The organism is Xanthomonas campestris pv. campestris str. ATCC 33913, assembly GCF_000007145.1.
In the GTDB taxonomy this organism is placed as follows: domain Bacteria; phylum Pseudomonadota; class Gammaproteobacteria; order Xanthomonadales; family Xanthomonadaceae; genus Xanthomonas; species Xanthomonas campestris.
Map to the genome: position 1 here is coordinate 4,724,338 of NC_003902.1, position 23,425 is coordinate 4,747,762.

The 23,425-nt window shown below is 66.0% G+C and carries 16 protein-coding genes; 6 read left to right on the top strand and 10 right to left on the bottom strand.

Annotated features, from left to right (window positions below):
• Positions 1-60 precede the first annotated feature (60 nt).
• From XCC_RS20680 to mgtE, 3 genes are all read right to left on the bottom strand, one after another.
• Positions 61-2,769, bottom strand: a complete 2,709-nt coding sequence (locus XCC_RS20680; RefSeq protein WP_011039059.1) for a bifunctional acetate--CoA ligase family protein/GNAT family N-acetyltransferase — start codon at positions 2,767-2,769, stop codon at positions 61-63.
• A gap of 290 nt (positions 2,770-3,059) precedes the next feature.
• Complete coding sequence (locus tag XCC_RS20685) at positions 3,060-3,674, bottom strand: hypothetical protein (protein ID WP_011039060.1); 615 nt, start codon at positions 3,672-3,674, stop codon at positions 3,060-3,062.
• Between the two features lie 71 nt (positions 3,675-3,745).
• Positions 3,746-5,113, bottom strand: a complete 1,368-nt coding sequence (gene mgtE, locus XCC_RS20690) for a magnesium transporter (RefSeq protein WP_011039061.1) — start codon at positions 5,111-5,113, stop codon at positions 3,746-3,748.
• Between the two features lie 579 nt (positions 5,114-5,692).
• Here mgtE and XCC_RS20695 point away from each other — a divergent pair.
• Positions 5,693-6,520, top strand: a complete 828-nt coding sequence (locus XCC_RS20695; protein WP_011039062.1) for a carbonic anhydrase — start codon at positions 5,693-5,695, stop codon at positions 6,518-6,520.
• A gap of 379 nt (positions 6,521-6,899) precedes the next feature.
• On the top strand, positions 6,900-8,711 hold the full coding sequence (locus tag XCC_RS20700; RefSeq protein ID WP_011039063.1) for a monovalent cation:proton antiporter-2 (CPA2) family protein: 1,812 nt from the start codon (positions 6,900-6,902) through the stop codon (positions 8,709-8,711).
• A 439-nt stretch (positions 8,712-9,150) separates the two neighbouring features.
• Here XCC_RS20700 and zwf read toward each other — a convergent pair whose 3' ends face one another.
• From zwf to XCC_RS20725, 5 genes are all read right to left on the bottom strand, one after another.
• Entirely contained in the window at positions 9,151-10,926 is a 1,776-nt protein-coding gene (gene zwf, locus XCC_RS20705) for a glucose-6-phosphate dehydrogenase (protein WP_019238094.1), read from the bottom strand.
• Positions 10,923-12,722 carry a glycoside hydrolase family 15 protein gene (locus XCC_RS20710; RefSeq protein WP_011039065.1) on the bottom strand — a complete coding sequence of 600 codons (1,800 nt, stop codon included), beginning with the start codon at positions 12,720-12,722 and terminating at the stop codon, positions 10,923-10,925. Before XCC_RS20710 ends, zwf begins: the two co-directional genes overlap by 4 nt.
• Positions 12,723-12,785: 63 nt before the next feature.
• Entirely contained in the window at positions 12,786-13,115 is a 330-nt protein-coding gene (locus tag XCC_RS20715) for a hypothetical protein (RefSeq protein ID WP_011039066.1), read from the bottom strand.
• Positions 13,116-13,141: 26 nt separating this feature from the next.
• The gene (locus XCC_RS20720; protein WP_011039067.1) at positions 13,142-16,465 is read right to left on the bottom strand and encodes an ankyrin repeat domain-containing protein; all 3,324 of its coding nucleotides are present in this window, start codon (positions 16,463-16,465) and stop codon (positions 13,142-13,144) included.
• Positions 16,458-16,718, bottom strand: a complete 261-nt coding sequence (locus XCC_RS20725; protein WP_011039068.1) for a YcgL domain-containing protein — start codon at positions 16,716-16,718, stop codon at positions 16,458-16,460. The genes XCC_RS20720 and XCC_RS20725 overlap by 8 nt, the downstream gene beginning before the upstream one ends.
• A gap of 217 nt (positions 16,719-16,935) precedes the next feature.
• Here XCC_RS20725 and XCC_RS20730 point away from each other — a divergent pair, with 217 nt between their 5' ends.
• Genes XCC_RS20730 through XCC_RS20745 form a run of 4 tightly spaced genes read left to right on the top strand, consistent with a single transcriptional unit; the run spans position 16,936 to position 21,345 of the window.
• Positions 16,936-18,132 carry a beta-ketoacyl-[acyl-carrier-protein] synthase family protein gene (locus XCC_RS20730; protein WP_011039069.1) on the top strand — a complete coding sequence of 399 codons (1,197 nt, stop codon included), beginning with the start codon at positions 16,936-16,938 and terminating at the stop codon, positions 18,130-18,132.
• Positions 18,132-18,905 (top strand): beta-ketoacyl synthase chain length factor, encoded by a 774-nt coding sequence (locus XCC_RS20735; RefSeq protein WP_011039070.1) that lies wholly within the window; start codon positions 18,132-18,134, stop codon positions 18,903-18,905. Before XCC_RS20730 ends, XCC_RS20735 begins: the two co-directional genes overlap by 1 nt.
• Positions 18,902-19,723, top strand: a complete 822-nt coding sequence (locus tag XCC_RS20740; RefSeq protein WP_011039071.1) for a glycosyltransferase family 2 protein — start codon at positions 18,902-18,904, stop codon at positions 19,721-19,723. The genes XCC_RS20735 and XCC_RS20740 overlap by 4 nt, the downstream gene beginning before the upstream one ends.
• Positions 19,720-21,345 (top strand): NAD(P)/FAD-dependent oxidoreductase, encoded by a 1,626-nt coding sequence (locus XCC_RS20745; protein WP_011039072.1) that lies wholly within the window; start codon positions 19,720-19,722, stop codon positions 21,343-21,345. The genes XCC_RS20740 and XCC_RS20745 overlap by 4 nt, the downstream gene beginning before the upstream one ends.
• A 3-nt stretch (positions 21,346-21,348) precedes the next feature.
• On the opposite strand, the gene XCC_RS20750 is transcribed toward XCC_RS20745, so the two are convergent.
• Together XCC_RS20750 and XCC_RS20755 are read right to left on the bottom strand one after the other, a co-directional pair.
• Complete coding sequence (locus tag XCC_RS20750; protein ID WP_012439555.1) at positions 21,349-21,993, bottom strand: hypothetical protein; 645 nt, start codon at positions 21,991-21,993, stop codon at positions 21,349-21,351.
• On the bottom strand, positions 21,990-23,408 hold the full coding sequence (locus XCC_RS20755; protein WP_011039073.1) for an AAA family ATPase: 1,419 nt from the start codon (positions 23,406-23,408) through the stop codon (positions 21,990-21,992). The genes XCC_RS20750 and XCC_RS20755 overlap by 4 nt, the downstream gene beginning before the upstream one ends.
• Positions 23,409-23,425: the final 17 nt, after the last annotated feature.

Below are 23,425 nucleotides of genomic sequence, written 5' to 3' on the forward strand. Positions count from 1 at the left end.
GGCAAGGCCTGGCCGGTCCGGCATGCGGTGGAGGATGGGGGACCGCGGCGTGACGGGGAGTCAGGCCGGGCGTGGCTCGCCCATTATAGGGAGTGTCACCGCCATCAGGGTCGGGTCGTCCGGATCCGGGCGCACGCCGAAGCCCAGGCTCTGGCACATCGCCAGCATGGTGCGGTTCTCGCGCAGCACCTGGCCTTCGATCAGTTTCAGGCCCAGCCAGCGCGCGTACTCGATCATGATGCGCATCAGCTGCCAGCCGATGCCGTGGCCCTTGAGGTCGGAGCGGATCAGGATGCCGTATTCGCCGCGCGCGTAATCGGCGTCGGCATGCAGGCGCACCGCGCCGAGCATGTCGCCGGTCTTGGGGTCGATGGCCACCAACGCGATGGAGCGTGCGTAGTCGAGCTGGGTCAGCCGCGCGATGAATTCGTGGCTGAAATGCTTGACCGACTGGAAGAAGCGCAGCCGCAGGTCTTCGTCGGTGACCCGGGCGAAGAACGCGCGGAACAGGGCGTCGTCCTCGGGCCGCACCGGGCGCACCAGCGCGTGCGCGCCATCGCCCAGCGCGATGCGGCGCTCCCATTCCTTGGGGTACGGGAAGATCGCAAACCGCGGATGGCCACGGCCCTTGTGCAGCTTGCGCACCGGCGCCACCGCCACGCGCGCATCCAGCGCAATCACGCCCTCGCGGTCGGCCAGCAGCGGGTTGATGTCCAGCGCGGTGATTTCGGGGATGTCGGCGGCCAGCTGCGCCAGCTTGACCAGCACCAGCGCCACCGCGCGCTCGTCGGCGGCCGGCACGTCGCGATAGGCCTTGAGGATGCGCGAAACGCGGGTGCGGCCAATCAGTTCGTGGGCCAGGCGCAGGTCCAGCGGCGGCAGCGCCAGCTCGCGGTCGTTGATCACCTCCACCGCGGTGCCGCCACGGCCGAACACGATGGCCGGGCCGAACACCGGGTCATCGGCAATGCCGGCGATCAGCTCGCGCGCCTTGGGCCGCAGCACGGTGGGCTGCACGATCACGCCCTCGATCAGCGCATTGGGGTGCGCGGCGCGGGCACGCGCCAGGATGCCGGCCGCCGCCTCCCGCACCGCCGCCACGCTGGACAGGTTCAGGCGCACGCCGTCCACGTCCGACTTGTGTGCGATCTCGCTGGAAAGCACCTTCAAAGTGACTGTGCGCCCCATTGCCAGCAACGGGTCGGCCAGCAGCGCGGCCTCGTTGGCGGTGGCGGCCACCTGCACCGGCACGATCGGGATGCCGTAGGCGGCCAGCAGGCGGTTGGTTGCGACCGGATCCAGCCAGCGCCTGCCGGCGGCCAGCGCTTCGTTGACCACCGCTCGGCCGATGCCGGCATCGACCACGAAATCTTCCGGCAGGCTGGGCGGGGTCTCCATCAAGGCGGCCTGCGCCTCGCGGTAACGCACCAGGTGGGTGAAGCCGCGCACCGCGTCCGACTCGGTGGCGTAGGTGGGCACGCGTGCAGCGTTGAGCGCGGCAATCGCGGCGTCATCCTGGCCCAGCCACACCGCAAACACCGGTTTCTCGCGCTGGTAGCGGCTGCGCTGTTCCAGCGCGCGGGTCAGTGCCTTGGCCGCATCGGCCGAGGAGGTGAAGGCGGTGGGCACGTTGACCACCAGCAGCGCGTCGTTCTCGGAGTCGTCCAGCAATGCTTCGATGGCGGCCGCATAGCGCTCGCCATCGGCGTCGACAATGATGTCCACCGGATTGCTGCGCGACCAGCCTTCAGGAAGCGATTGATCCAGCCGCTCCAGCGTCTTGGCCGACAACTCGGCCAGGGTGCCGCCGCGCAGCAACAGCTGGTCCATTGCCAACTGCCCCACCCCGCCGCCATTGCTCAAGATCGCCAGCCGACGGCCCGGAAAACTACCCAGGCGGCCCAGCGTTTCGGCCGCGGCGAACAGTTCGTCCAGTGCCCCCACCCGCAACAGCCCGGCCCGTGCGAACGCGGCGCCATACACCGCATCCGAGCCGGCCAGCGCCTGCGCGTGGGTGTCGGCATTGGGATCAATGCGGAACTGCCGCCCGGACTTGACTACCACCACCGGCTTGGCGCGCGCGGCGGCGCGTGCCGCCGACATGAACTTGCGCGCATCGCCGATGCGTTCGACATACAGCAGGATCGCGCGGGTGCGGTAGTCGGTGGCGAAGTAATCCAGCAGATCGCCGAAATCCACGTCCAGCGTGTCTCCCAGCGAGACCACCGCCGAAAACCCGACCGAGCGCGCCACGCCCCACTCCACCAGCGCCGCGGCAATGGCGCTGGATTCGGAAATCAGCGCCAGGTCGCCGGCCTGCGGGCAATGCGCGGCGATGCTGGCATTGAGCCGCGCATGCGGGGCGATCACGCCTAAACAATGCGGGCCGAGGATGCGCATGCCCTTGGCCCGCGCCGTCGCTTCCACGCGTGCGGCCGGCGAGCCGGCACCACTGCCCAGGCCGGCAGTGAGAATGATCGCCGCTGCCACACCACGCCGCGCGGCGATGGAGACGATGCGCGGCACGATGCGCGCCGGCGCGGTAATCACCACCAGGTCCGGCACCCAGGGCAGGTCGGTCAGCCGCGCCACCGTGCGCACGCCGTCGATCTCGCTGTAACGCGGGCTCACCCAGCCGATCTGCCCGGGAAACCCGGCCGCGCGCAGGTTGCGCACCACCGCGCGCCCGGCCGAGCGATCGCGCGGACTGCCGCCCACCACCGCGACGGTGGTGGGGCGGAACACCTGTTGCAGGTGATACGTACTCATCGTGCAGAAGATGCAGAAACCATCGCGCTACGGTACACGCACTGGGGTGCGAGGGCATGCGGCAAGGTTGGCGAACGCAAGATGGCGGGGCGGCCGACCGGTGTGCGTACCCCCTGCGGGCAGGGACTTGGCGCACCCGTCTCGCGGCATGGCCGTCGTCGACAATCGTCGATCGTTTTCGCCGAAGACCGTTCGGGTTGGTGATTTTTTTGGCTGGTCAGTGCACCACTGGCTGCACCGTCGTCATGCCTGCCGGAGCGCACCGCGGTGCCCGGCCTGTCGACGCCAGCCTACTTTGAAAGTGTCGAGGTCGATGTACGGCAACGCTGGGCACCGTAAGCCACCGAATAGGATTCGTCGTAGCATTTGATCAGGCCATCGACGACATCCAGGTTTGGTGGCCAGCGCACCTTCATTTCAGGTCGACCCTTCTGGGCAGGAAACACCATATAGCCATCTTGCAACGGCGGCATGTTCTTGTCGTTCGGATACGGGACCGCCGCAATCCGTGCACGCGCGGCATCCAGACCGGTGCGGTCGCGTTTGAGGAACGCGATCGTCGCATCCACATAAGGATTCCAGCCGGCAAGATCCTCGGCGGCTGGCGTGTACGACTTTTCGAACAGGGCGATCGCCTGCGCCGTTTGACCGGCCTCTGCACGCATCTGACCTTCGTGCCACACCACGATGCCGCCAGTGATCACGTGGGCCTGGCGGTAGTCGCGCAGCAGATCGGCGGCTGCGACGGCGCAACCGGGGCGGTTGGCAATCGTGCGCCAACCGCCCTGCAGGTCCTGATCGAAGGCGTCTTCATCCAGTGCCAGCATCGCCGCACGATCGTAGGTGCACCCTGCGGCCTGGGCCGGTTCGGCCCAGCCTGGCTGGGTCACGGCGATCGACAACATCCCTGTCCACACAACGCACCACAGCGCACTGCCTCGCATCGCCAGCACCTTTCCCGGGAGGAAATCGGACTCTACAACAGCGTGCCACTCAGAATCGCTGCGGCAATGCTGAAATAGATCACCAAGCCGGTGACATCCACCAAGGTGGCCACGAACGGCGCCGAGGCACTGGCGGGATCGAAGCCGAAGCGTTGCAACACGAACGGCAGCATCGAGCCGGACAAGGAGCCGAAGGTGACGATGCCCACCAGTGCCGCGCCGATGGTGAGCGCCACCATTTGCCAGTGCGGGCCGTAGTCGTACAGGCCGGCGTTCTGCCAGATGGCGATGCGCACGATCGCCAGCACGCCCAGAATCGCGCCCAGCGTGAGCCCGGTGGGCAACTCGCGCAGCGCCACCTTCCACCAGTCGCGTAGGCGGATTTCGCGCAATGCCAGCGAGCGGATCAGCAGCGAGGTGGCCTGCGAACCAGAGTTGCCGCCCGAGCTCATGATCAACGGAATGAACAAGGTCAGCACCACCGCCTTGGACAGCTCGTCCTCGAAGTGCTGCATGGCGCTGGCGGTGAGCATTTCGCCCAGAAACAACACGCTCAGCCAGCCGGCGCGCTTCTTGATCATCTGCCCGAAGCCGATCTGCATGTACGGCTTGTCCAGCGCTTCCATGCCGCCGAACTTGTGCACGTCTTCGGTGGATTCGGCGATCAACGCATCCAGCACATCGTCCACGGTGACGATGCCCAGCACGTGGCCGCAGGCATCCACCACCGGGATCGCCAGTAGGTCATGGCGGCGGATCAGACGCGCCACTTCTTCCTGATCCAGGGCCGGGTCTACGGTGACCGGCGGATTGACCTGCGCCACCTCCAGGATCGGTGCCTCGGCTGCGCCGGTGATCAACCGGCGCATGGTCACCACCTGCTGCAGCACACGCGTGTGTGGATCCAGCAGATAGATCGCATACACGGTCTCGCGGCTGCGCTCCACATCGCGGATGTGCTGCAAGGTGCGCCCCACCGTCCAGTCCGACGGCACCGCCACGAACTCGGTGGTCATCAGCGCACCGGCGGTGTTGGGCGGGTAGCGCATCAAGGCCTGGATCGACAGCCGCGCTTCGGCGCTGAGCCGCCACAACAGCGGCTCGCGTTGATCGGCGTCCAGGCCGTGGAAGATGTCGGTGGCGCGGTCGTCGGCCATCTGCCCGAGCAGCACGGCGGCATGCTCGGCCGGCAGCTGCGCAACCAGCGCACTGGCATCGCGCAGCTCGGGTTGTTCGAGCAGCTTCACCGCACGCGGCTGCGGCAACACGGCCAGCAGATGCGCGGCGGCGTCGCGGTCGAGGGTGTTGAGATATTCCACCGCATCGGCCGTGTTGAGTTCGGCCAGGGGTGCGGTCAATGCATCGACGCCTTGGGCAAGGCGCAGGGTTTCGTTGTACATGGGGGTTCGCCTGGTGACGACCGTCGTCGATGACAGCCGGCGAACCTGAAGCCTCAGGCGCTCGTCAGCTGGGTCATCGACCCGGGTCTAGGGTGACTGTCGCTGGACATGAGAGTGAGCTCCGTAAGTGCGGCCGAGCGGATGCTCCGGTCGGTGCGCGGCGCAGTCTGCGCGCATGTGTCCGCCTGGTCAATGCCTCGCGTGCGCCGCGCTTAAGTGGGCGTTTGGCAGGGCAATCGCGTGCTGCACGCAGCAAGCGTTGTCACGCGTCGCGACGGTTGGCAGCGGCGTTTCGCCTGCAACAAAATAGCGACACGCACAGATCCTGCTACGGCGCGCACGCAGGCACGGGACATGCGCAGCGGTAAGGCGCAGCGTTGCCATCGGTTGCCGTTGCATCCTGCACGTAGATGCGCACGCGCTGATCGGCCGCAGTGAACCGGCTGTCGCAAACCTGTGCTGTGCGGCACGGCAATCGGTACAGTTCGCTTCCCGGCATTGCCGTTCCCGCACAGCGTTTGCGGGAGCCGCACCGGCCATAGCATCCACGCCACTCCGCTGCTTTGCCAGGAACCTTTCATGCCGTCTTTCAAGTCGTTTTTGTTACACCGCGTCAGCCCGGTCTGCCTATGCGTTGCCGCTGGTTGGGGCACGGTGGCGATGGCGCAGACCGTGTTGCCCGACGCCACGCCAGTGCACGCGCACGAAACCACCCAGCATGACGGGCACGAGTGGGGCTACACCGGCCCGGAGGGCGCCGAGCACTGGGCCGAACTGGCCAAGGAAAATGCGCTGTGCGGCAATGGGCAGCAGAACAGTCCCATCGATCTGAAGGACGCGATCGACGCCACGCTGGGCAAGCTGCAACTGGACTACGGCGCAGTGCCGCTGGTGGTGCGCAACACCGGCCACTCCATCCAGCTGGATCTACACGCCGGCGGCACGATGCGGGTCGGCGGCAAGCAGTACGACGCACTGCAGCTGCATTTCCATCATCCCAGCGAGCACCTGTTGAATGGCCGGCGCTTCCCGATGGAGGCGCACATCGTGCACCAGGGCCCGGACGGAACGCTCGGCGTGCTGGCGATCTTCTTCGAGACCGGCAAGGCCAATCCGGCCTTCCAGCGCGTGCTCGACGCCATGCCGAGCGACAAGAACCAGACCCGGCAGGTGGCCGATGCGGTCGTGCGCGCTAGCGATTTTCTGCCGCCCGCCAATCAACGCAGCTTCTACCGCTACGAAGGCTCGCTGACTACCCCGCCCTGCAGCGAAACGGTGGATTGGGTGGTCCTGAGTCAGCCGGTGCAGGTGTCCAGGGAACAGATCAACGCGTTCGAGCGCGTTTACCCGTTCAACGCGCGCCCGCTGCAGCCGCTGGATCGTCGCTTCCTGCTCAAGAGCCACTGAGCCTGGCGCGAGCGCGTTGCCTCCATCGCAGCGCGCTGAGCACTGTGTTTGCTCCTAGCTCCGCGTCTCCTCGCTAAACCGACAGCCGACATCCGTTGTGCGTTGGCTGTCGGGTTGGCTGCCTGCCTTGCGTGGCATAGCGGAGATCAGCGCGTTGCACGCGTGCGGATCGCGCGCGGCGGCTTGCGTCGTCGTGCAGGGGTTTGGGAGACGGGCACACTCCGCTTCCACCGCACGTAACAGGAGCACTCGGCCGCCATTGTCTGAGGGCGGGGTCGAGGCTCAACCGTGACGGCCGCTATCAGCGGCCCCGGCACAGGCATGCAAGCCGGCTGCCTGCCTTGCGCGGCATAATGCGCACCTCAACGGAGAGTGCAACATGCATAGCGGCGGCCTCGAACTGGCGTTGGTCCTGATGCTGGCGGCGATCGTGGCCGTGCCGGTGTTCAAGCGCTTCGGCCTGGGTGCGGTGCTGGCGTACTTGGTCGCCGGCGTGGTGCTCGGGCCCGATGGCGTGGGCGTGGTGCAGGATGCCGAACGCATCAGCGGTGCGGCCGAGATCGGTGTGGTGATGCTGCTGTTCGTGATCGGGCTGGAGCTGTCGCCGGCACGGCTGAAGGTGATGCGCCACTCGGTGTTCGGCGCCGGCACCACCCAGGTGGTGATGACCGCGCTGATCCTGGGCGGCCTGCTGATGGCCGGGCAACTGGGCTGGAAAACCTCGCTCATCGTCGGCGTGGCGCTGGCGCTGTCATCCACTGCGGTGGGCCTGCAGCTGCTGGCCGAACGCAAGGCGCTGGGCAGCGATTACGGCCGGCTGGCCTTCGCCATCCTGTTGTTCCAGGATCTGATCGCCATCCCGCTGCTGGCTGCCATTCCGCTGCTGGGCGGCAGCAAAAACGCCACGCTGGACTGGCAGGAGGTGGCCAAGGCGCTGGTGGCGTTGACGTTGGTCATCCTGTGCGGCCGCTTCGTGCTGCGGCATCTGTTCAATGTGGTGGCGCGCACGCGCATGCCCGAGGTGTTCACCGCCAGCGCCTTGCTGGTGGTGCTGGGCACTGCCTGGATCATGCAGGAGGCCGGCCTGAGCGCCAGCCTGGGCGCCTTCATTGCCGGCGTGCTGCTGGCCGATTCGGAATTCCGCCACGAGCTCGAATCGCAGATCGAGCCATTCGAAGGCTTGCTGCTGGGGCTGTTCTTCATCTCGGTGGGTATGGGCATCGATCTGGACCGGGTGGTGTCCGAACCGTGGCTGATCGCCGCCGGCGTTGGCATCTTGCTGCTGGTCAAGTTCGCGCTGCTGGTGGGGATCGGCACCGTTGCGAAGCTGCCGCTGCGCAGCAGCCTGATGCTGGGCGGCGTGTTGTGGCTGGGCGGCGAATTCGCATTTGTAGTCTTCAACGAGGCCGATCGCGTCGGCCTGCTGGACGCCGCCAACCACGACCGCCTGGTCGCCATCGTGGGTGTGTCGATGGCGCTGACGCCGCTGTTGCTGCTCGGCATCCAGCGCGCGCTCAATGGCCCGTTGCGTATCAAGGTGCCCAAATCCGAGCGCCCCTACGACACCATCGACACGCAGACGCCCAAGGTGCTGATCGCCGGCATGGGCCGTTTCGGCCAGGTGATCGCGCGCCTGCTCACCGCGCGGCACGTGCCGTTCGTGGCGCTGGAACACAACCCGGACACGGTGGAGGATCTACGCCGCTTCGGCAGCCAGCTGTACTACGGCGACCCGACCCGCCCGGAGCTGCTGCGCGCCGCCGGTGCCGAGCGCATCAAGGTCTTTGTGATCGCAGTGGACGACCCGGACACCAACATCAAGACGGTGCGGCTGATCCGCCGCCTGTACCCGAACGCCACGGTGCTGGCGCGTGCGCGCAACCGCCAGCACGCCTGGAAACTGATGGACCTGGGTGCCGAGCCGTTCCGCGAGGTGTTCGCCTCCAGCCTGGAGTTGGGCGGGCGCGTATTGACCTCGCTGGGGCTTGGCGAGGCCGACGCGCAGGAGCACGTCACACGCTTCCGCCACCACGACGAAGACCTGCTGCGCCGCCAGCATCTGGTTTATGACGACGAAGCCAAGGTGATCCAGACCTCGCGCGATGCACGCGAAGACCTGATGCATCTGTTCGAAGCCGACGTCAAGGCCGAAGTGGATCCGGAGCCTGCACCGGTCACGCCCGAGCGATAAGACACGCAAGGGCGCATGCGATCACGCGCGCTTGGTCGCAGTTGAGAGAAGCCCGTAGGAGCGCGCTTGCGCGCGATGAGGCGTTACCGCATCTCTATCCGTACAGAAGCCCGAAAACCGGATGCTCCCGTTCCAGAGCGACATCCAAAAAACAACCTCAAGTCGCCATGGTTCCGCATCCCCCATGCACGCTAGTCGCACACATGTAGGAGCGCGCTTGCGCGCGATGCGGCGTTACCGGATGTCTGTCGGTCCATACGCACGAAAGATGATCCCTCTGCTCCAGAGCACCTTCTAAGAAAACATCAAAGCCGCCGCGGACCAAGAACGCTTGTTGATGATCACATAACCCAAGGAGACGCGCCCCCCCCCCCCCNAAGGCATCCCCCAAAAAGCCCCAACGCGCGCAAGAAAGCTCCTACGCAATCTTCTCCCGTCTCTACGAAGCGCTCTTCTTGACGACTTTGGTTGCCGGCTTCGTCGCCTTTTTGGTGGCGCGCTTGGTGACCGCCTTGCTTGCCGCCTTGCTCGGCGACGCCGCCGCTGCAGATTTCCCGGCAACCGCAGCGCTGCGCTTGGCAGGCGCCTTGGCGACTTTTTTCGCAGCCTTTTTGACCGCCTTCTTGGCGCTCTTCTTCGCCGGTGCCGCCGCACCCGCACGCGCTTCAGGCGGGCGACGCGGCGGCGGTTTGCGGCCCGGAGTGAGCGCACGCCAGGCGTGCCCGCCGTTCATCGCCAGCAACGCATCGGCCGCCGACGGGCCGGCACTGCCAGCCGCGTAATTGGGAAAGTCACTGGGCGGTTGCTTCCACGCATCCAGGATCGGCTGCACGATGCGCCACGCGCCTTCCACCATCGCTGCATCCTGGAACAGACCGGCCTCGCCATTCATGCAGTCCTGCAGCAAGCGCTCGTAGCCAACGGTGTATTCCTTCGGGAACCAGTCGCGGTAGCGGAAGTCCATCCGCACCGGCGCCAACGCCACTTGCGCGCCCGGGCGCTTGACGTCGAACTGCAGCGAGATGCCTTCGTCGGGCTGGATATGCAGCACCAGCCAGTCGGGGCCGTAGCCGCCCACTTCGGTGCTGCGGAATGGCGCCAACGGTGCAGGCTTGAAGCGGATCGCAATCTCGGTGGTGCGTTCGCGCAGGCGCTTGCCGGTGCGCAGATAGAACGGCACGCCGGCCCAGCGCCAGGTGTCGACCTGCAACTTCATCGCCACGAAGGTTTCGGTTTCCGACTCGTCCGGTACCGTGTCTTCTTCGCGGTATCCCGGCACGGCGCTGCGATTGACCGCACCGGACGCGTACTGCCCACGCACCACGTCTTCAGGTTTGATCGGGCGCACCGCTTCGATCACTTCGGCGCGGCGGCGATGCATCGCCTCGGTGGTGAACGCGGCCGGCGGCTCCATCGCAATCATCGCCAGCAGCTGGAACAGATGGTTGGGCACCATGTCGCGCAGGCAGCCGGTGGGATCGTAGAAACGCCCGCGCCCTTCCACACCGATGGTTTCGGCGGCAGTGATCTGCACGTGGTCGATCCGGTCGCGGTTCCACACCGGCTCGAACAGGCCATTGGCGAAGCGGAACGCCAGGATGTTCTGCACGGTTTCCTTGCCCAGGAAATGGTCGATGCGGAACACCTGGTCTTCGTGCAGCACGCGCGCAACCGTGGCATTGAGATGCTTGGCGCTGGGCAGGTCGTGGCCGAACGGCTTTTCCACGATCACCCGGCGCCAGCCGGCGCCCTCGCGCTGCTTGACCAGCCCGGCCTCGCCCAGATTCAGCAGCACCGGCTCGAAGAAGCGCGCGGCGGTGGCCAGATAGAACAGCACATTACCGCGGGTGCCATAGCGCTTGTGCAGTTTTTCCAGCACGCCGTCCAGCGACTGATAGGCACGCAGGTCGGTGAAGTCGCCGCGCACGTAATGCATGCGCTCGCGCAACCAGTCCCAGGTGTCGGTATCGAATCCATCGGCCTGGAACTCGGCATCGCGGCTGCTCAGCAGCTCGGTCATCGCCTTGCCCATGTTGGTGCGCCAGGCACGCTCGGTGATGTCGCCGTGGTCCATGCCGACAATGGCGAATTCCTCGCCAAGTGCACCGGCGCGGCGCAGGTTGTACAGCGCCGGCATCACCAGGCGCCGGGTCAGGTCACCGCGCGCACCGAACACCACGATGATGCACGGCGGGGTGGTCACTTGCTCACTCATGGATGCGTCTCCTTCTCGCCCATGCGTCCATGCAGGCGCAATGCCGCATTGACCAGGGCCACGTGGGAATACCCTTGCGGGAAGTTGCCAAGCATGCGTTTGCTGCGCGGGTCGTACTCTTCGGCGAGCAGGCCCACGTCGTTGCACAGCCCGAGCAGGCGCTCGAGCAATGCGCGCGCCTGCTCGGTGCGGCCGAGCAAGGCGTAGTTTTCCACCAGCCAGAAACTGCAGGCGATGAAGGTGCCCTCGCCGGCCGGCAGGCCATCGGCACTGTCGTCGGCGCGATAGCGTTCGACCAGGCCATCGATGGTGAGATCGCGCGCGATGGCGTCGGCGGTGGCGGCAATGCGCGGATCATCCGGCGGCAGGAAGCCGACGATGGGAATCAGTAATAACGAGGCATCCAGCCGATCCGAGCCGTAGCTCTGCACGAAATACCCATCCGGGTGCACGCCTTTTTCCAGCACCTCGGTGCGGATCTGCTCGGCGATGCGGCCCCAATGCGCGCGTTTTTCGGCGCTGGCATTGGTGATGCCGTCGCGGCAGCCGCAATCGAAGGCCAGCCATGCCATGACCTTGGAATGCACGAAGTGGCGGCGCTCGTCGCGCACTTCCCAGATGCCTTCGTCGGGTGTGCGCCACAGGTCTTCGAGCATTTCCAGGAAATGCTCCAGCAACGAGGCCGAAGAACCATCGTCATCGGCCGGCGGCGGGACGCCTTTTTCGCGCGCGTAGTGAAACGCGCCGATCAATTCGCCGTAGACGTCGAGCTGAAACTGGTCCACCGCGCCGTTGCCGATCCGCACCGGCGCCGAGCCTTCGTAGCCAGGCAACCAATGCGCTTCCCACTCCTGCAAGCGACGCTCGCCGGCAATGCCGTACAGCGCCTGCAGCTGATCCGGCGAACCGGCGATGGCCCGTTGCACCCAGTCGCGAAATGCCGAGGCTTCATCGCGGTAGCCGGCCTGCAACAACGCGATCAGGGTGAACACCGAATCGCGCAGCCAGCAATAGCGGTAATCCCAATTCCGCGTGCCGCCCAGGTGTTCGGGCAGCGAGGCAGTGGGCGCGGCGACAATGCCGCCGGTGGGCAGATAACTCAGCCCCTTCAGCACCACCAATGATCGCTTCACCTGCTGCGTCCACGGCCCCACATCGGTGCACCGCCGCGCCCAGCCGTGCCAGAACGCGGTGGTGCGCTGCAGGGCTTCATCCGGGTCGATGGCCGGCGGCACGGTCTGGTGCGACAGGCCGTGACTGAGCAGAAACCAGGTGCTTTCGCCCTCGCGCAGGGTGAAGTCGGTTTCGGTGCCCAGGTCCTTGCCTTGCAGCGTCTGTGGCGTACGCAGGGCCAGCTGATCCGGACCGGCAATGGCGCGAATGCCGCCATCGATGCTGGTCACCCACGGCACCGTGCGGCCGTAATTGAAGCGGAAGGTCAGGCGCATGTGCATGGGCACTTCGCCCTGTACGCAGCGCACCATGCGCACCAGATGCTGATGCACCTCGCCGTCGTCGCTGGCCACCATGAAGTCGACCAGTTCCACCGTGCCGGCGGCGGTGATGAGCCGGGTGCGCAGCACCAGGCTGTCGTCTTCGTAGGCGCGCTCGCTGCGGAAATCGGCGGCCGGTGCCAGCGCCCATTGGCCGTGTTCCGGCGTGCCCAGCAGGGAGGCGAAGACTGCATCGGAATCGAAGCGTGGCAGGCACAGCCAGTCGATGGTGCCGCAGTGGTCGACCAGGGCCGCGCTGTGGCAATTGCCCAGCATGGCGTGGTCCTCGATACGGACGCTCATCGGGTGGGCGCTTCCTTCGTGCGAGTCAAACCCCAGTGTTGCACGCGAGGTGTCGGGATCGGGTTACGAATGCACCGGCAAACGCAGCAGTGGTGGCACCGTGTGTTCCAGCCGGCGGATCAGTTCCGGCTGCATGTAGGCGTAGTCGTCGTGAATCTGCAGGCAGGCCACACGGCAGTGCTGCAGGTGCGCAGCGAAGCGCCGGCGCAACAGCTGCAGATGGCGGCGCTCCATCACCAGCACCAAATCGCTGTCGTGCAGCAGCTCGGGTGTGACCGGTTGCTCGGCATCGGGCGCCAGTCCGGCCGATTGCGTGAGCACATTCGGCCACTGTGCGAAGACGTGCTCGGCGGTGGGGCTGCGCAGCCGGTTGCGGCTGCACACGAACAGCACCCGCAGCGGCGCGAAGGCGCGCTGGCTCAGCGGCCTTCGCGCAGGAAGCGCGCCATCGACGACACCCCCGGCAACGCCGGTTCGAACTGGCCCGCCACGTCGATGAAGCCGCGCATGATCGCAATCTCGCGCGGGGTGCGGTTGAGCGCGTCGCGGCGGTCCGAATCGGCACCGGCACGCAACAGGCGCTGCACCAGCAAGGGCAGCCCATGCAGGGCTGCCAGATGCAGCGGGCCGAAGCCGCGTTGATCGGCCACGTCCAGCGCCACGTCTTCGTCGAGCAGGCGCTCCACACCGGCCAGTACGACCTGCTCGTCGCAGGCGGTGCCAGGTTCGGCGCGTGCGCCCAGCAACATCAGCAGCGGGCTGACCCGCCCGCCGGCCAGGTAATCCGGGTCGGCGCCGGCCAGCAGCAAGGTGTCCAGCAGCGCGAGCAGGCGGATCTTGTCGCGCGCGGTGAAGCCGTACAGTGCGGCGCAATGCAGCGCCGCCAGGCCCTGGTCGTCGTTGGCATGCACGTCGGCGCCAGCGGCGAGCAGGCGCGCCACGATGTCAGGCAGGCCCAGCGCACAGGCCAGCATCAGCACGGTGACGCCACCGGGCAGGCGGTGTTCGATCTGCGCGCCGGCCGCCAGCAGCGCCGCCACGATCTCGGTCTGGCGCATGCTCACCGCCGCCGACAATGGCGTGGCGCCGCTGTTGGCGGCACGCTGCGGGTCCGCGCCACGGCCGAGCAGATGGGTCACCACGGCCAGATGGCCGCTGCCGGCTGCACGCAGCAGTGCGGTGCAGCCCTGCGCGTCCACCGCATCCACCGGCAGGCCGAGGTCGATCAGGCGACGCACCGCATCGGTATCGCCGGTCATCGCCGCGGCCGGCACATCGGCCTCGCGCAGCGTGCGGCGTGGCAGCGACCAGATACGCCAGTCCAGCCAATCGGCCAGATCGCGCCGGCCGATCGACAACGCCACGCCCAACGGGGTCTGCCCGTCGGCGGCGCGCGCTTCCGGCGAGGCACCTTGCTTGACCAGCAATTTGAGCGAGGCCTCGCGGCCCAGCGCGGTGGCCAGATGCAGCGCGGTCATGCCGTGGCTGTCGCGCGCTTCGCGGTCCACGCCGTGTTCGAGCAGCCACTGCTGCAGGCGCAACCAGCCCAGGCGCACCGCCAGCGACAGCGGCGGGTCGCCAGCGGCCGACGGCGCGAATGGGTCGGCGCCGCGTTCAAGCAATTCCAGCGCGAACTGTTCCAGCCCGCGCGAGGCCGCGTCGTGCTGCACGCAGGCGCTGAGCAGGCGGGTCAGCCCGCCGGCACCGGCCGGCGAGACGCCGTGGCGCAGCAACACCTGCAGCGCCGGTACCGCTTCGACACCACGCGAGAGCAGCGCGAACATCGGCACGTCACCGCAGGCATCGCGCACCTCGGCATCGGCCCCGTGGCGCAGCAGCCAGTCGACCGCGTCGGCATTCAGGGCCAGGTGCGCGTCGTGCAGCAGGCCGCCCAGTTCTTCCGGGCCGCACAGCCGCGCCAGTGCAACCAGGCCATCGCGCTGGCCCAGCTGCAGGCCTTCGCGCAACAGCACCAGCGGCGGGCGGTCCGGTAATTGCGTGGTGGGACCGACACCGTCGCCGTGCGCGTCGCTGACTGCCGAGGGCAGCGGATAGGCCGGATCGAGCAGGCGCACGATCGCCCAACGGCCTGCTTCGGCGGCCACATCCACGGCGCGGCGGCCGTGCATGTCCTGCGCATCAGCGGGGACATCCAGCTCCAGCAGGCGGCGGATCAGCGCTGGCGACACGGTGTCGGCAGCGCAGGCCAGCATCACCGCATTGCGGCCGTCTCCATCGATCGCCAGCACGTCGGTCTTGCGCGCCACCAGCCGCTCCAGCACCGCGCTGCGGGCCTGGCGGGCGGCATCCAGCCACGGCGTGCGGCCGAGCAGGTCGCGCGCTTCCAGATTTGCGCCGGCCGCCAGCAGCGCCTCGACGATGTCGCCGTGCCCGGCCAGCGCGGCTTCGTGCAGCGCGCTGCGGCGCTGGCGGTCGCGCGCATCCACGCGCGCCTTGTGCTTGAGCAGCAGTTGGACGCCAGCCGGGTCGTCTTCCTGGGTCCCGGCGGCCGGCAGCAACACCGGCGCACCACCGGCCGGCTCGGACTGCGCGCCGCGTTCCAGCAGGAACTTGGCCAAGCGCCAGTTGCCGACCTGGCAGGCCATCGCCAGCGGCGAGTGGCCTTCGTTATTGAGCGCATCCAGTTCGGCGGCGGCATCGCGCAGCAACGCGGCCACGCCGGGGTCGGAACTGCGCACCGCGTGATGCAGCGGCGTGTCGCTGTCGTTGTCGGTGGCGCGCGGGTCGGCGCCGTTGGCCAGCAGCGTCATCACCGCATCCGGGCGACCATGCCAGCTGTCGCGGGTGGCCGCCAGCAGCGGGGTCATGCCGCGGTGCGGCTGGTTCACATCTACGCGCCGGGTGATCAGTTCACGTAGCAGGCGCAGGTCCGGCAGCACTGCAGCCAGCGCCGGCAGGCTGCGTTGATCGCGCCATTCCGGCAGCGGCAGCGCCTGCGGGTCGGCGCCGGCCTCGAGCAGTTGCAGCGCCCGATCCACGCGCCCGCCGCGGGCGGCTTCATACAGCTCCGGCACCAGCTGGTGCTGGGCCACCGGTTCCAGCGGGCCAGGTTCGGCCGCGGCTTCGGAGAAGAAATCCGCGGCCTGGCGGGGCGCCAGTGTCTCGGTGCGCGCCGGCGGCACGGTGCGCTGCAGCAGCAGGTGGGCAGCCGGCAGCAATACGCTCGCGGCGACCGCCAGGCCCCAACGCAGCCCGCCGGACAGACCGCCCGGCCATGCCAGCGCCACGCCCAGCCCGCACACCGCCAGCACCAGGGCCGCGACCAACAGGCCGCGCCAGGCGTGCAGTTCCTGCGTGGCCAATGCATGCCAGCGTGGCGTCAGCGGGCCGCCGTCGCGTTCCACCTCGCCCCACAGCGGCCAGGTACGCCACAGCCCGAGCAACGCGGCGCTCACCGCCACACTGAGCGCCAGCGCGGCGGCCAGGCTGCCGCTGTCGCGCAGGGCGGTCAGCGGCCAGGTGATCAGCGCGCCCAGGGCGAGCAGCCCAACGCCCCACAGCGTCAGCAAAGGCGGCAGGCCTGGCAGCAGTGCGCGGGGTTGGGACGGCATCGCGCGGGTGCCGCGCAGCCAGGACACCGCCAGCGCGAAGGCCGGTTGCGCCAGCCACAGTGCCAGCGCGGCAACAACGCCGCCCACGCCGCCGAGCAGGGTGAGCACCACGCCGGCCGCAGCGGCCAGCCCCGCAGCGCGCAGCCGCGCGGCTCGCTGCGGCTCAGTCATAGTCGCACTCGCCCGCCAGCACCACCGTCTTCGGCAATTGCAGATAGAAGCCGTGGCTGGCCAGCGCCGCGCGCACAGTGTCCGCGTCGGCCTGCGCCAGGCGGCGCTCCGGCGTCAACGCCGCGTCCAGCACGAACGCGAACGGCGCCAACCGCGCCTGCACGTCGGCGGGAATCACGGAGAAATCGTCACGCGTGGCGAGATAGACGAACGTGTCCTGCTTGCGTTGGCTTTTATAGACGTAGGCGTGCATGCGCGCGTGGTCGCGCTCTAGGTGATGTGGGTCGCAGGATTGTGTCCCAATTGCGGCCATGGCGAAAGCGCGGCACGCGCGGAAAATCCCAGTCGCGTCAGCCACATGACCGTCACGTTCAGTTGCGCCATCAACGGGTGCCCTACCCGCCACCGATATACTGCGGTCACTTTTTGCCAGCCAGACCACCGTGAGCCAAGCGCATCGTTCGTCCCAGATGGCCCCGGTCGCCATCACTGCCTTCACCGCCACCACTGCGCTCGGCGCCGGATTGGATGCCCAGGCCAGCGCGCTGCGCGAACGCCGCAGCGGCATGCGCCGCAACGATTTCGGCCCGCAGCCGCTGGAATGCTGGATCGGCCGGGTTGCCGGCGTAGAAGACGTGGTGCTGCCAGACGCGCTGCAAGGCTGGGACTGCCGCAACAACCAGCTGGCCTGGCTGGCCCTGCAACAGGACGGCATGGCCGCCGCCGTGCAGGCCGCCGCGCAGCGCTATGGTGCCGAGCGCGTGGCGGTGGTGATGGGCACGTCCACCTCCAGCGTGGGCGCCAGCGAAGAGGCCTACACGCGCCTGGTCGAAGACGCCCACGGCCTGCGCTTCCCGGACGACCTGCAGCGCCCGATCGTGCACACCCCGCATTCGCTGGGCGACTTCGTGCAGCACGCTACCGGCCTGCGCGGGCCGGCGATCACCGTGGCCACGGCATGTTCGTCCAGCGCCAAGGTGTTCGCCCAGGCCGCGCGGTTGATGGCGGCCGGCGTGGTCGATGCGGCCCTGGTCGGCGGCGTGGATACCTTGTGCGGCAGCGTGTTGTTCGGCTTCAACTCGTTGCAGGTGGTGGCACCACAGCTATGCCAGCCGTTCGACGCACGCCGGGTCGGCCTGAGCCTGGGCGAGGCCGGCGGCTTTGCCCTGCTCGAACGCCCCGCCGCCGCGCCGGACGCCGCGCAGTGGCTGTACGGCTATGGCGAATCCAGCGATGCCCACCACATGTCCGCCCCGCACCCGCAGGGCCTGGGCGCGCAGTTGGCGATGCGTGGCGCGCTGGACACCGCCGGGCTGGATGCCGCGGCGGTGGGATATCTCAACCTGCATGGCACCGCCACGCCGGCCAACGACAGCGTCGAGGCGGCCGCGGTAGCGGCGATCTTCCCCGACACCTTGCATGCCAGTTCGACCAAGGCCTGGATGGGCCACACGCTGGGCGCGGCCGGCATCGTGGAGTCGGTGATTGCGCTGCTCGCGCTGCGCGACGGCCTGCTGCCGGGCACGCTCAACAGTGCGGTGCCCGACCCCGCCTGCGGCCCGCAGATCCGCTTCGATAACGCCCATTCCCGGATTCAGTACGCAATGAACAACTCCTTTGGCTTCGGCGGCAACAACTGCTCGCTGCTGTTCGGGCAGGCACGCTGATGTTGACGGCCACTATCGAAGGCATCGGTTTCTGGACCCAGGGCCTGCCCACCTGGGATGCGGCGGTCGCGTTCGCGCATGGCGCCGACCTGCAGGACACCCCGGCCCGTCCGTCCCCCCAGTTGCTGGCCCCCAACGAGCGCCGGCGCGCGCCCGACACCGTGGCCGTGTCGCTGGACGCGGCGCTGGCCGCCTGCCACGCCGCCGGCCGCGACCCCACCATGCTGCCATCGGTGTTCACCTCCACCCACGGCGATCTGGCGATCACCGACTACATGTGCACCACCCTGGCCAGCGACCCAACGGCCATCTCGCCGACCAAGTTCCACAACTCGGTGCACAACGCCGCCGCCGGTTACTGGACCATCGGTGCCGGCGCGATGACCCCGACCACCGCGCTCAGCGCCGGCGCCGGTAGCTTCGCGCAGGGCCTGCTGGAGGCGCTGATGCAACTGGGCGCCGGCGCCGAGGCGGTGTTGCTGGTGGGCTACGACGCGCGCTCGATCGGGCCGCTGGGGCGGGTGTCGCCCAGCGAAGGCCTGCTTGGCGCCGCACTGGTGCTGGGTGCGCCCGGCCAGGCCGGCAAGCCGCAGCTGGCGCTTCGCTTCGACGACGGCGTGCCCACGCCGGGCGATGGCCCGCTGGCGCGCTACATGGCCGCCAACGCCATGGCGCCGATGCTGCCGCTGTTCGACTCACTGGCCGCAGGCGGCACCCACACCGCGCTGTACGCCGGCCCGGGGCGCGTGCTGCAGGTGGAGGTGCAGCCATGAGCCGCATCCCGCTGAGCCGCGACGACACCGCCATCCTGGTGCCGGCCTTGAACGAGTCGCTGCGCATCCGCGAAGTGGTCAACGACGCGCTGACCTATTGCTCGCAGGTGATCGTGATCGACGACGGCTCCGATGACGGCACCGCCGATTGCATCGCCGATTTGCCGGTCACCCTGATCCGCCACCCGCAGCGCATGGGCAAGGGCGCCGCACTGCGTAGCGGCTTTGCCGAAGCCCAGCGGCAAGGCATGCGCGCGGTGATGACCATGGACGGCGACGGCCAGCACAGGGCCGCCGATTTCCCGCGCCTGCTGGCTGCGGCGAACCGCCACCCGGGCGCGGTGATCGTGGGCGCGCGCATGCGCAAGCGGGCCACCCAGCCCACCATCCGCCGCATCGGCAACGACTTCGGCGACTGGGGCATCGCCTGGGCCTGCGGCTTCCGGCTGGTCGACAGCCAAAGCGGCCAGCGCCTGTATCCGGCCTCGGTGTTCACCCTGCCCAACGTGCCCGGCGAAGGCTTCGTGTTCGAAGCACAACTGCTGATCTCCGCCGCGCGCCAGGCCGGTGCGCGCGTGGTCGCGGTGCCGATCGAAACCCGGTACGCGGGCACCTCGCCCGGCACCTTCCGCAAGAGCCATTTCCGGCTGGTTCGCGATCTGTGGAACATCACCTCGCACGTGGTCAAGCAGGTGTGGGCTTACGGCCACATCTGGCGCGAATACCGCCGCGTGCGCGCACACCCGGTGCTGATTGACGACCCGGACGGCGAATTTGCTACTGTGCCCGCGGTCACCAAGAGCAATCCATCCACATGAGTGCACAACGCGCAGATGTCGTGATCACCGGCGGTGGCCTGGCCGGCCTGAGCCTGGCGCTGCAGTTGCGCCAACGCGATCCGGCACTGGCCATCACCGTGCTGGAACGCCGCGCACACCCGGTGCGCGAGGCGGCCTTCAAGGTCGGCGAATCGACCGTGGAGATTGGCGCGCATTACTTCGCCGATGTGCTCGGCCTGCGCGAGCATCTGGAAGCCGAGCAGATCCGCAAGTTCGGTTTCCGCTTCTTCTTCTCCGACAAGCGCGACGACATCGACCGCTGCACCGAACTGGGTGTCAGCAAGATCCTGCCGACGCCGTCATGGCAGATCGACCGTGGCCGCTTCGAGAACTTCCTCGGCGAACGCGCCCGCGCGCAAAGCATCGCGTTTTTGGATAGCTGCAGCGTCAAGGGCGTGGACCTGAGCGACGACGATGCCAGCGACCACAGCGTGCGCTACGAACGCGGCGGCGAAGCCGGCACGCTCAACGCACGCTGGGTGGTGGATGCCAGCGGCCGCGCAGGATTACTCAAGCGTAAGTTGGGCCTGGCGCAGGACAACGCGCACGACGCCAACGCGGTGTGGTGGCGGGTGGAAGGACTGATAGACCCCAATGCCTGGTCGCAGGACAGCAGCTGGCTGCAGCGCTGCACGCCGCCGGACCGCTGGCGTTCGACCAATCACATGTGCGGGCCGGGTTACTGGTTCTGGCTGATTCCGCTGTCGTCCGGTGCGCATTCGCTGGGCATCGTCTGCGATGCGGCGATGCATCCGCTGGAAACAATGAACACCCATGACAAGGCGATGGCCTGGCTGCGCACGCATCAGCCGCAGGTTGCCGCCACCCTGGACCAGACCGATTACCGGCTGCAGGACTTCCTGTTCCTGCGCAACTTCTCCTACGGCTGCAAGCAGGTGTTTTCCACCCAGCGCTGGGCGCTCACCGGCGAGGCGGGTGTGTTCCTGGACCCGTTCTATTCGCCTGGCAGCGACTTCATCGCCATCTCCAACACCTACATCTGCGAACTGATCGGCCGCGACCGCGCCGGCCGCTCGCTCAGTCCCTACGTGGAGCTTTACGAGCAGCTGTACTTCTCGTTCTACGAAAACACCTTGAGCCTGTATCAGGACCAGTACGCCTTGTTCGGCGATGCCCAGGTGATGCCGGTCAAGGTGATCTGGGACTACACCTATTACTGGTCGTTGCTGGCGCCGCTGTTCTGCAGCGGGCGCATCGCCGACCTGGGCCTGCTGGCGCGCATGAAGGCGGACTTCTTCCATGCGCGCGACATGAATCTGGCCATGCAGCGCGTGCTGCATGACTGGGGCCAGCACAACACCGCGCTGGGCACGGTTACCGGTGACGGCCGCCTGCTCGATCAATACCTGATCGGCTGGTTCAATGAACTCAACGGCGCACTGCACGACACCCTGGACGACGAGGCATTTGCTGCGCGCATCCACGCCAACATCGCGCGCATGGCGGTGCTGGCACGCGAGATCCTGGAACAGGCTCGCCAACGCCACCCCGCCCTGCCCGACCACGGCCTGGCCGCACTCACCGCCAACGCCGTCGGCGACCCGATCCTCACCGCCGCGTGGTATGCCGACGCGGCGTGACAACTACCCCTCTTTAAGTGACCGTTTTCGATAAAGAGAATTTACGTCAGCTTTAAACTGAGCATAAGAGGGGAGTTGGCAAATGGGTCCTTCTGCATCTATAGCAGAAACTAACCTAGCGCGCATTTTACCGAACAAGTTTTTAAACTTCTTAAGCTTGATTCCCTGTAGTTCGCTGCATTCACATAATGCATCTAGCAGGAGCCTTTTACTATCGACGACGTTCTCCAAAGCTTTAATTGCAGGTACGCAACCGATCTCACCGTAGCTAGCTTTTCCTGCCACCCTACTAATCGCCGTCATATCCACCAATAGCCACGTTTCAAGCATTTTCACTGGCACAACGGGAATCACGGCTTCCGGGTCGAAAATTCCGACGCAGGCATCCTGTATCTCCTGTCGCCTAGCTTTCAGACCCTTAGAATCAGCGTCTCGGTGCACAAATATCACGTCCGCGGATGGATACAGATCGCGTACAGCTAGCAACTTTTCTTTTACTGAATGACCGACATGAAACGGCAACCTTGATGGGTCAAAAGGTGTTCCACTAACCTCTGAGAAACCAGCATTTACCAACAATGTCTCAATGTGGTCAACCAAATTTAAATCTGATGCGCCTTCGCCAGTCAGCACAAACCTGATCTTCATACGGTGGCTTCCAGATTTATCGCTACACCGGTCGTTTTGAGGTTAAGAGATATCTGCCTATCAGGCGGCAATTCAAGATAAGAAATTATGGAGGCGCGATCAATTCCATTACCTTCCTCATCAGAGAATCTCCAGCTTTCGCGCAAACATTTACATCTTATAGTTGTAGCCGGCATTCCATTGGGACCTTTGACCTTAACCACATCTGCAAATATCAAATCATTCGGCTCTTCCAAAGAGACCAGGACAGGCGAGTGTGTTGCTACTACGATCTGCCTCATAGAGTTTGATTCAGACACCTCATCGTGAGGATCGACGGACAGTTCTTTCAACAATGCCAACATTGCTCCAACTCGTGCAGGATGAATCCCATTTTCGGGCTCCTCGAAGCACAAAACACCATTAAAATCAGGATCTTCCGCAATTATTGAGAGTGCTAAGAATCTCAAAGTTCCATCAGAAAGTGCGCGAGCAGGTAAAAACGCGCCGCTCCTTTCTTTGACCTCGACGGTTAAAAGCTGACGGACCTGATCTACATCTACTCGAATGTCAGAGGTGGGCACAATTTCGGATAGTCGACTTGCTACACGGGTGTAAACAGAGGGATCTTTCCTGTGTAGCTTGTAAAGTGCCGCCCCTAGGCGCCCGCCCCCTGAACTGACCGCACCTTCTTCGTGTATTTTATTAGAGCGTCGCATCGCGCTTGGCTCGAGCGACAGAAACCGCCAAGACTGCATCTCGCGCCTAGCCGCAAGAATTGTGGGCCAGACGCCGCTATTAGTGTTGGACACCACCGTCTTAGGCGCATTCCTCGCAGGGAACTTCTGCGGCTGCCCGCTACTTCCTCCATCCTGATGGAGATGGATCTCAACAATTCCATCACGATCCTGATGCGTGGAGATAAAACCTGCACCTTTTCGTTTGTTAATTACAATATTTTCCCTAAACTTTGCCGCACTCATAGGAAAGCGCAACCGATCTACAGCCTCTCCTTTATTAATGTGAATCAAAGTTTCTTTAACTAGATGCAAGCCAAGAGAGCCAGACTCTCGCTCGCCATCATCTCTCGCTAGCTCGACCTCGTAACGCAAGAAAGTTGAAGTTGCTTTTGCACGACGTCCGAAATCATCAATAACGTCGACAGGGACAATCATTTCAACGGCAAGAGAAAGGCGCTCGGATCTAAATTCGCCATTTGTCCAAAAAATATCAAGTGGATCAGTGGAATCAGACTCTCTAACTTCTAAAGCAGCCTCCACTATTGATTTATCTGCTAAAAGAGATAAAAACTTTATTGAGTCAAATATATTTGACTTACCAACCCCATTGAGCCCCGCAACGCAGTTAAAAGGCCCGAAGTTTACTGAAAATCCCAGGAGGTTTTTAAAGCAATTTACTTCAAGCCGCGTTAACATTTAACAGCGCTCCTAAA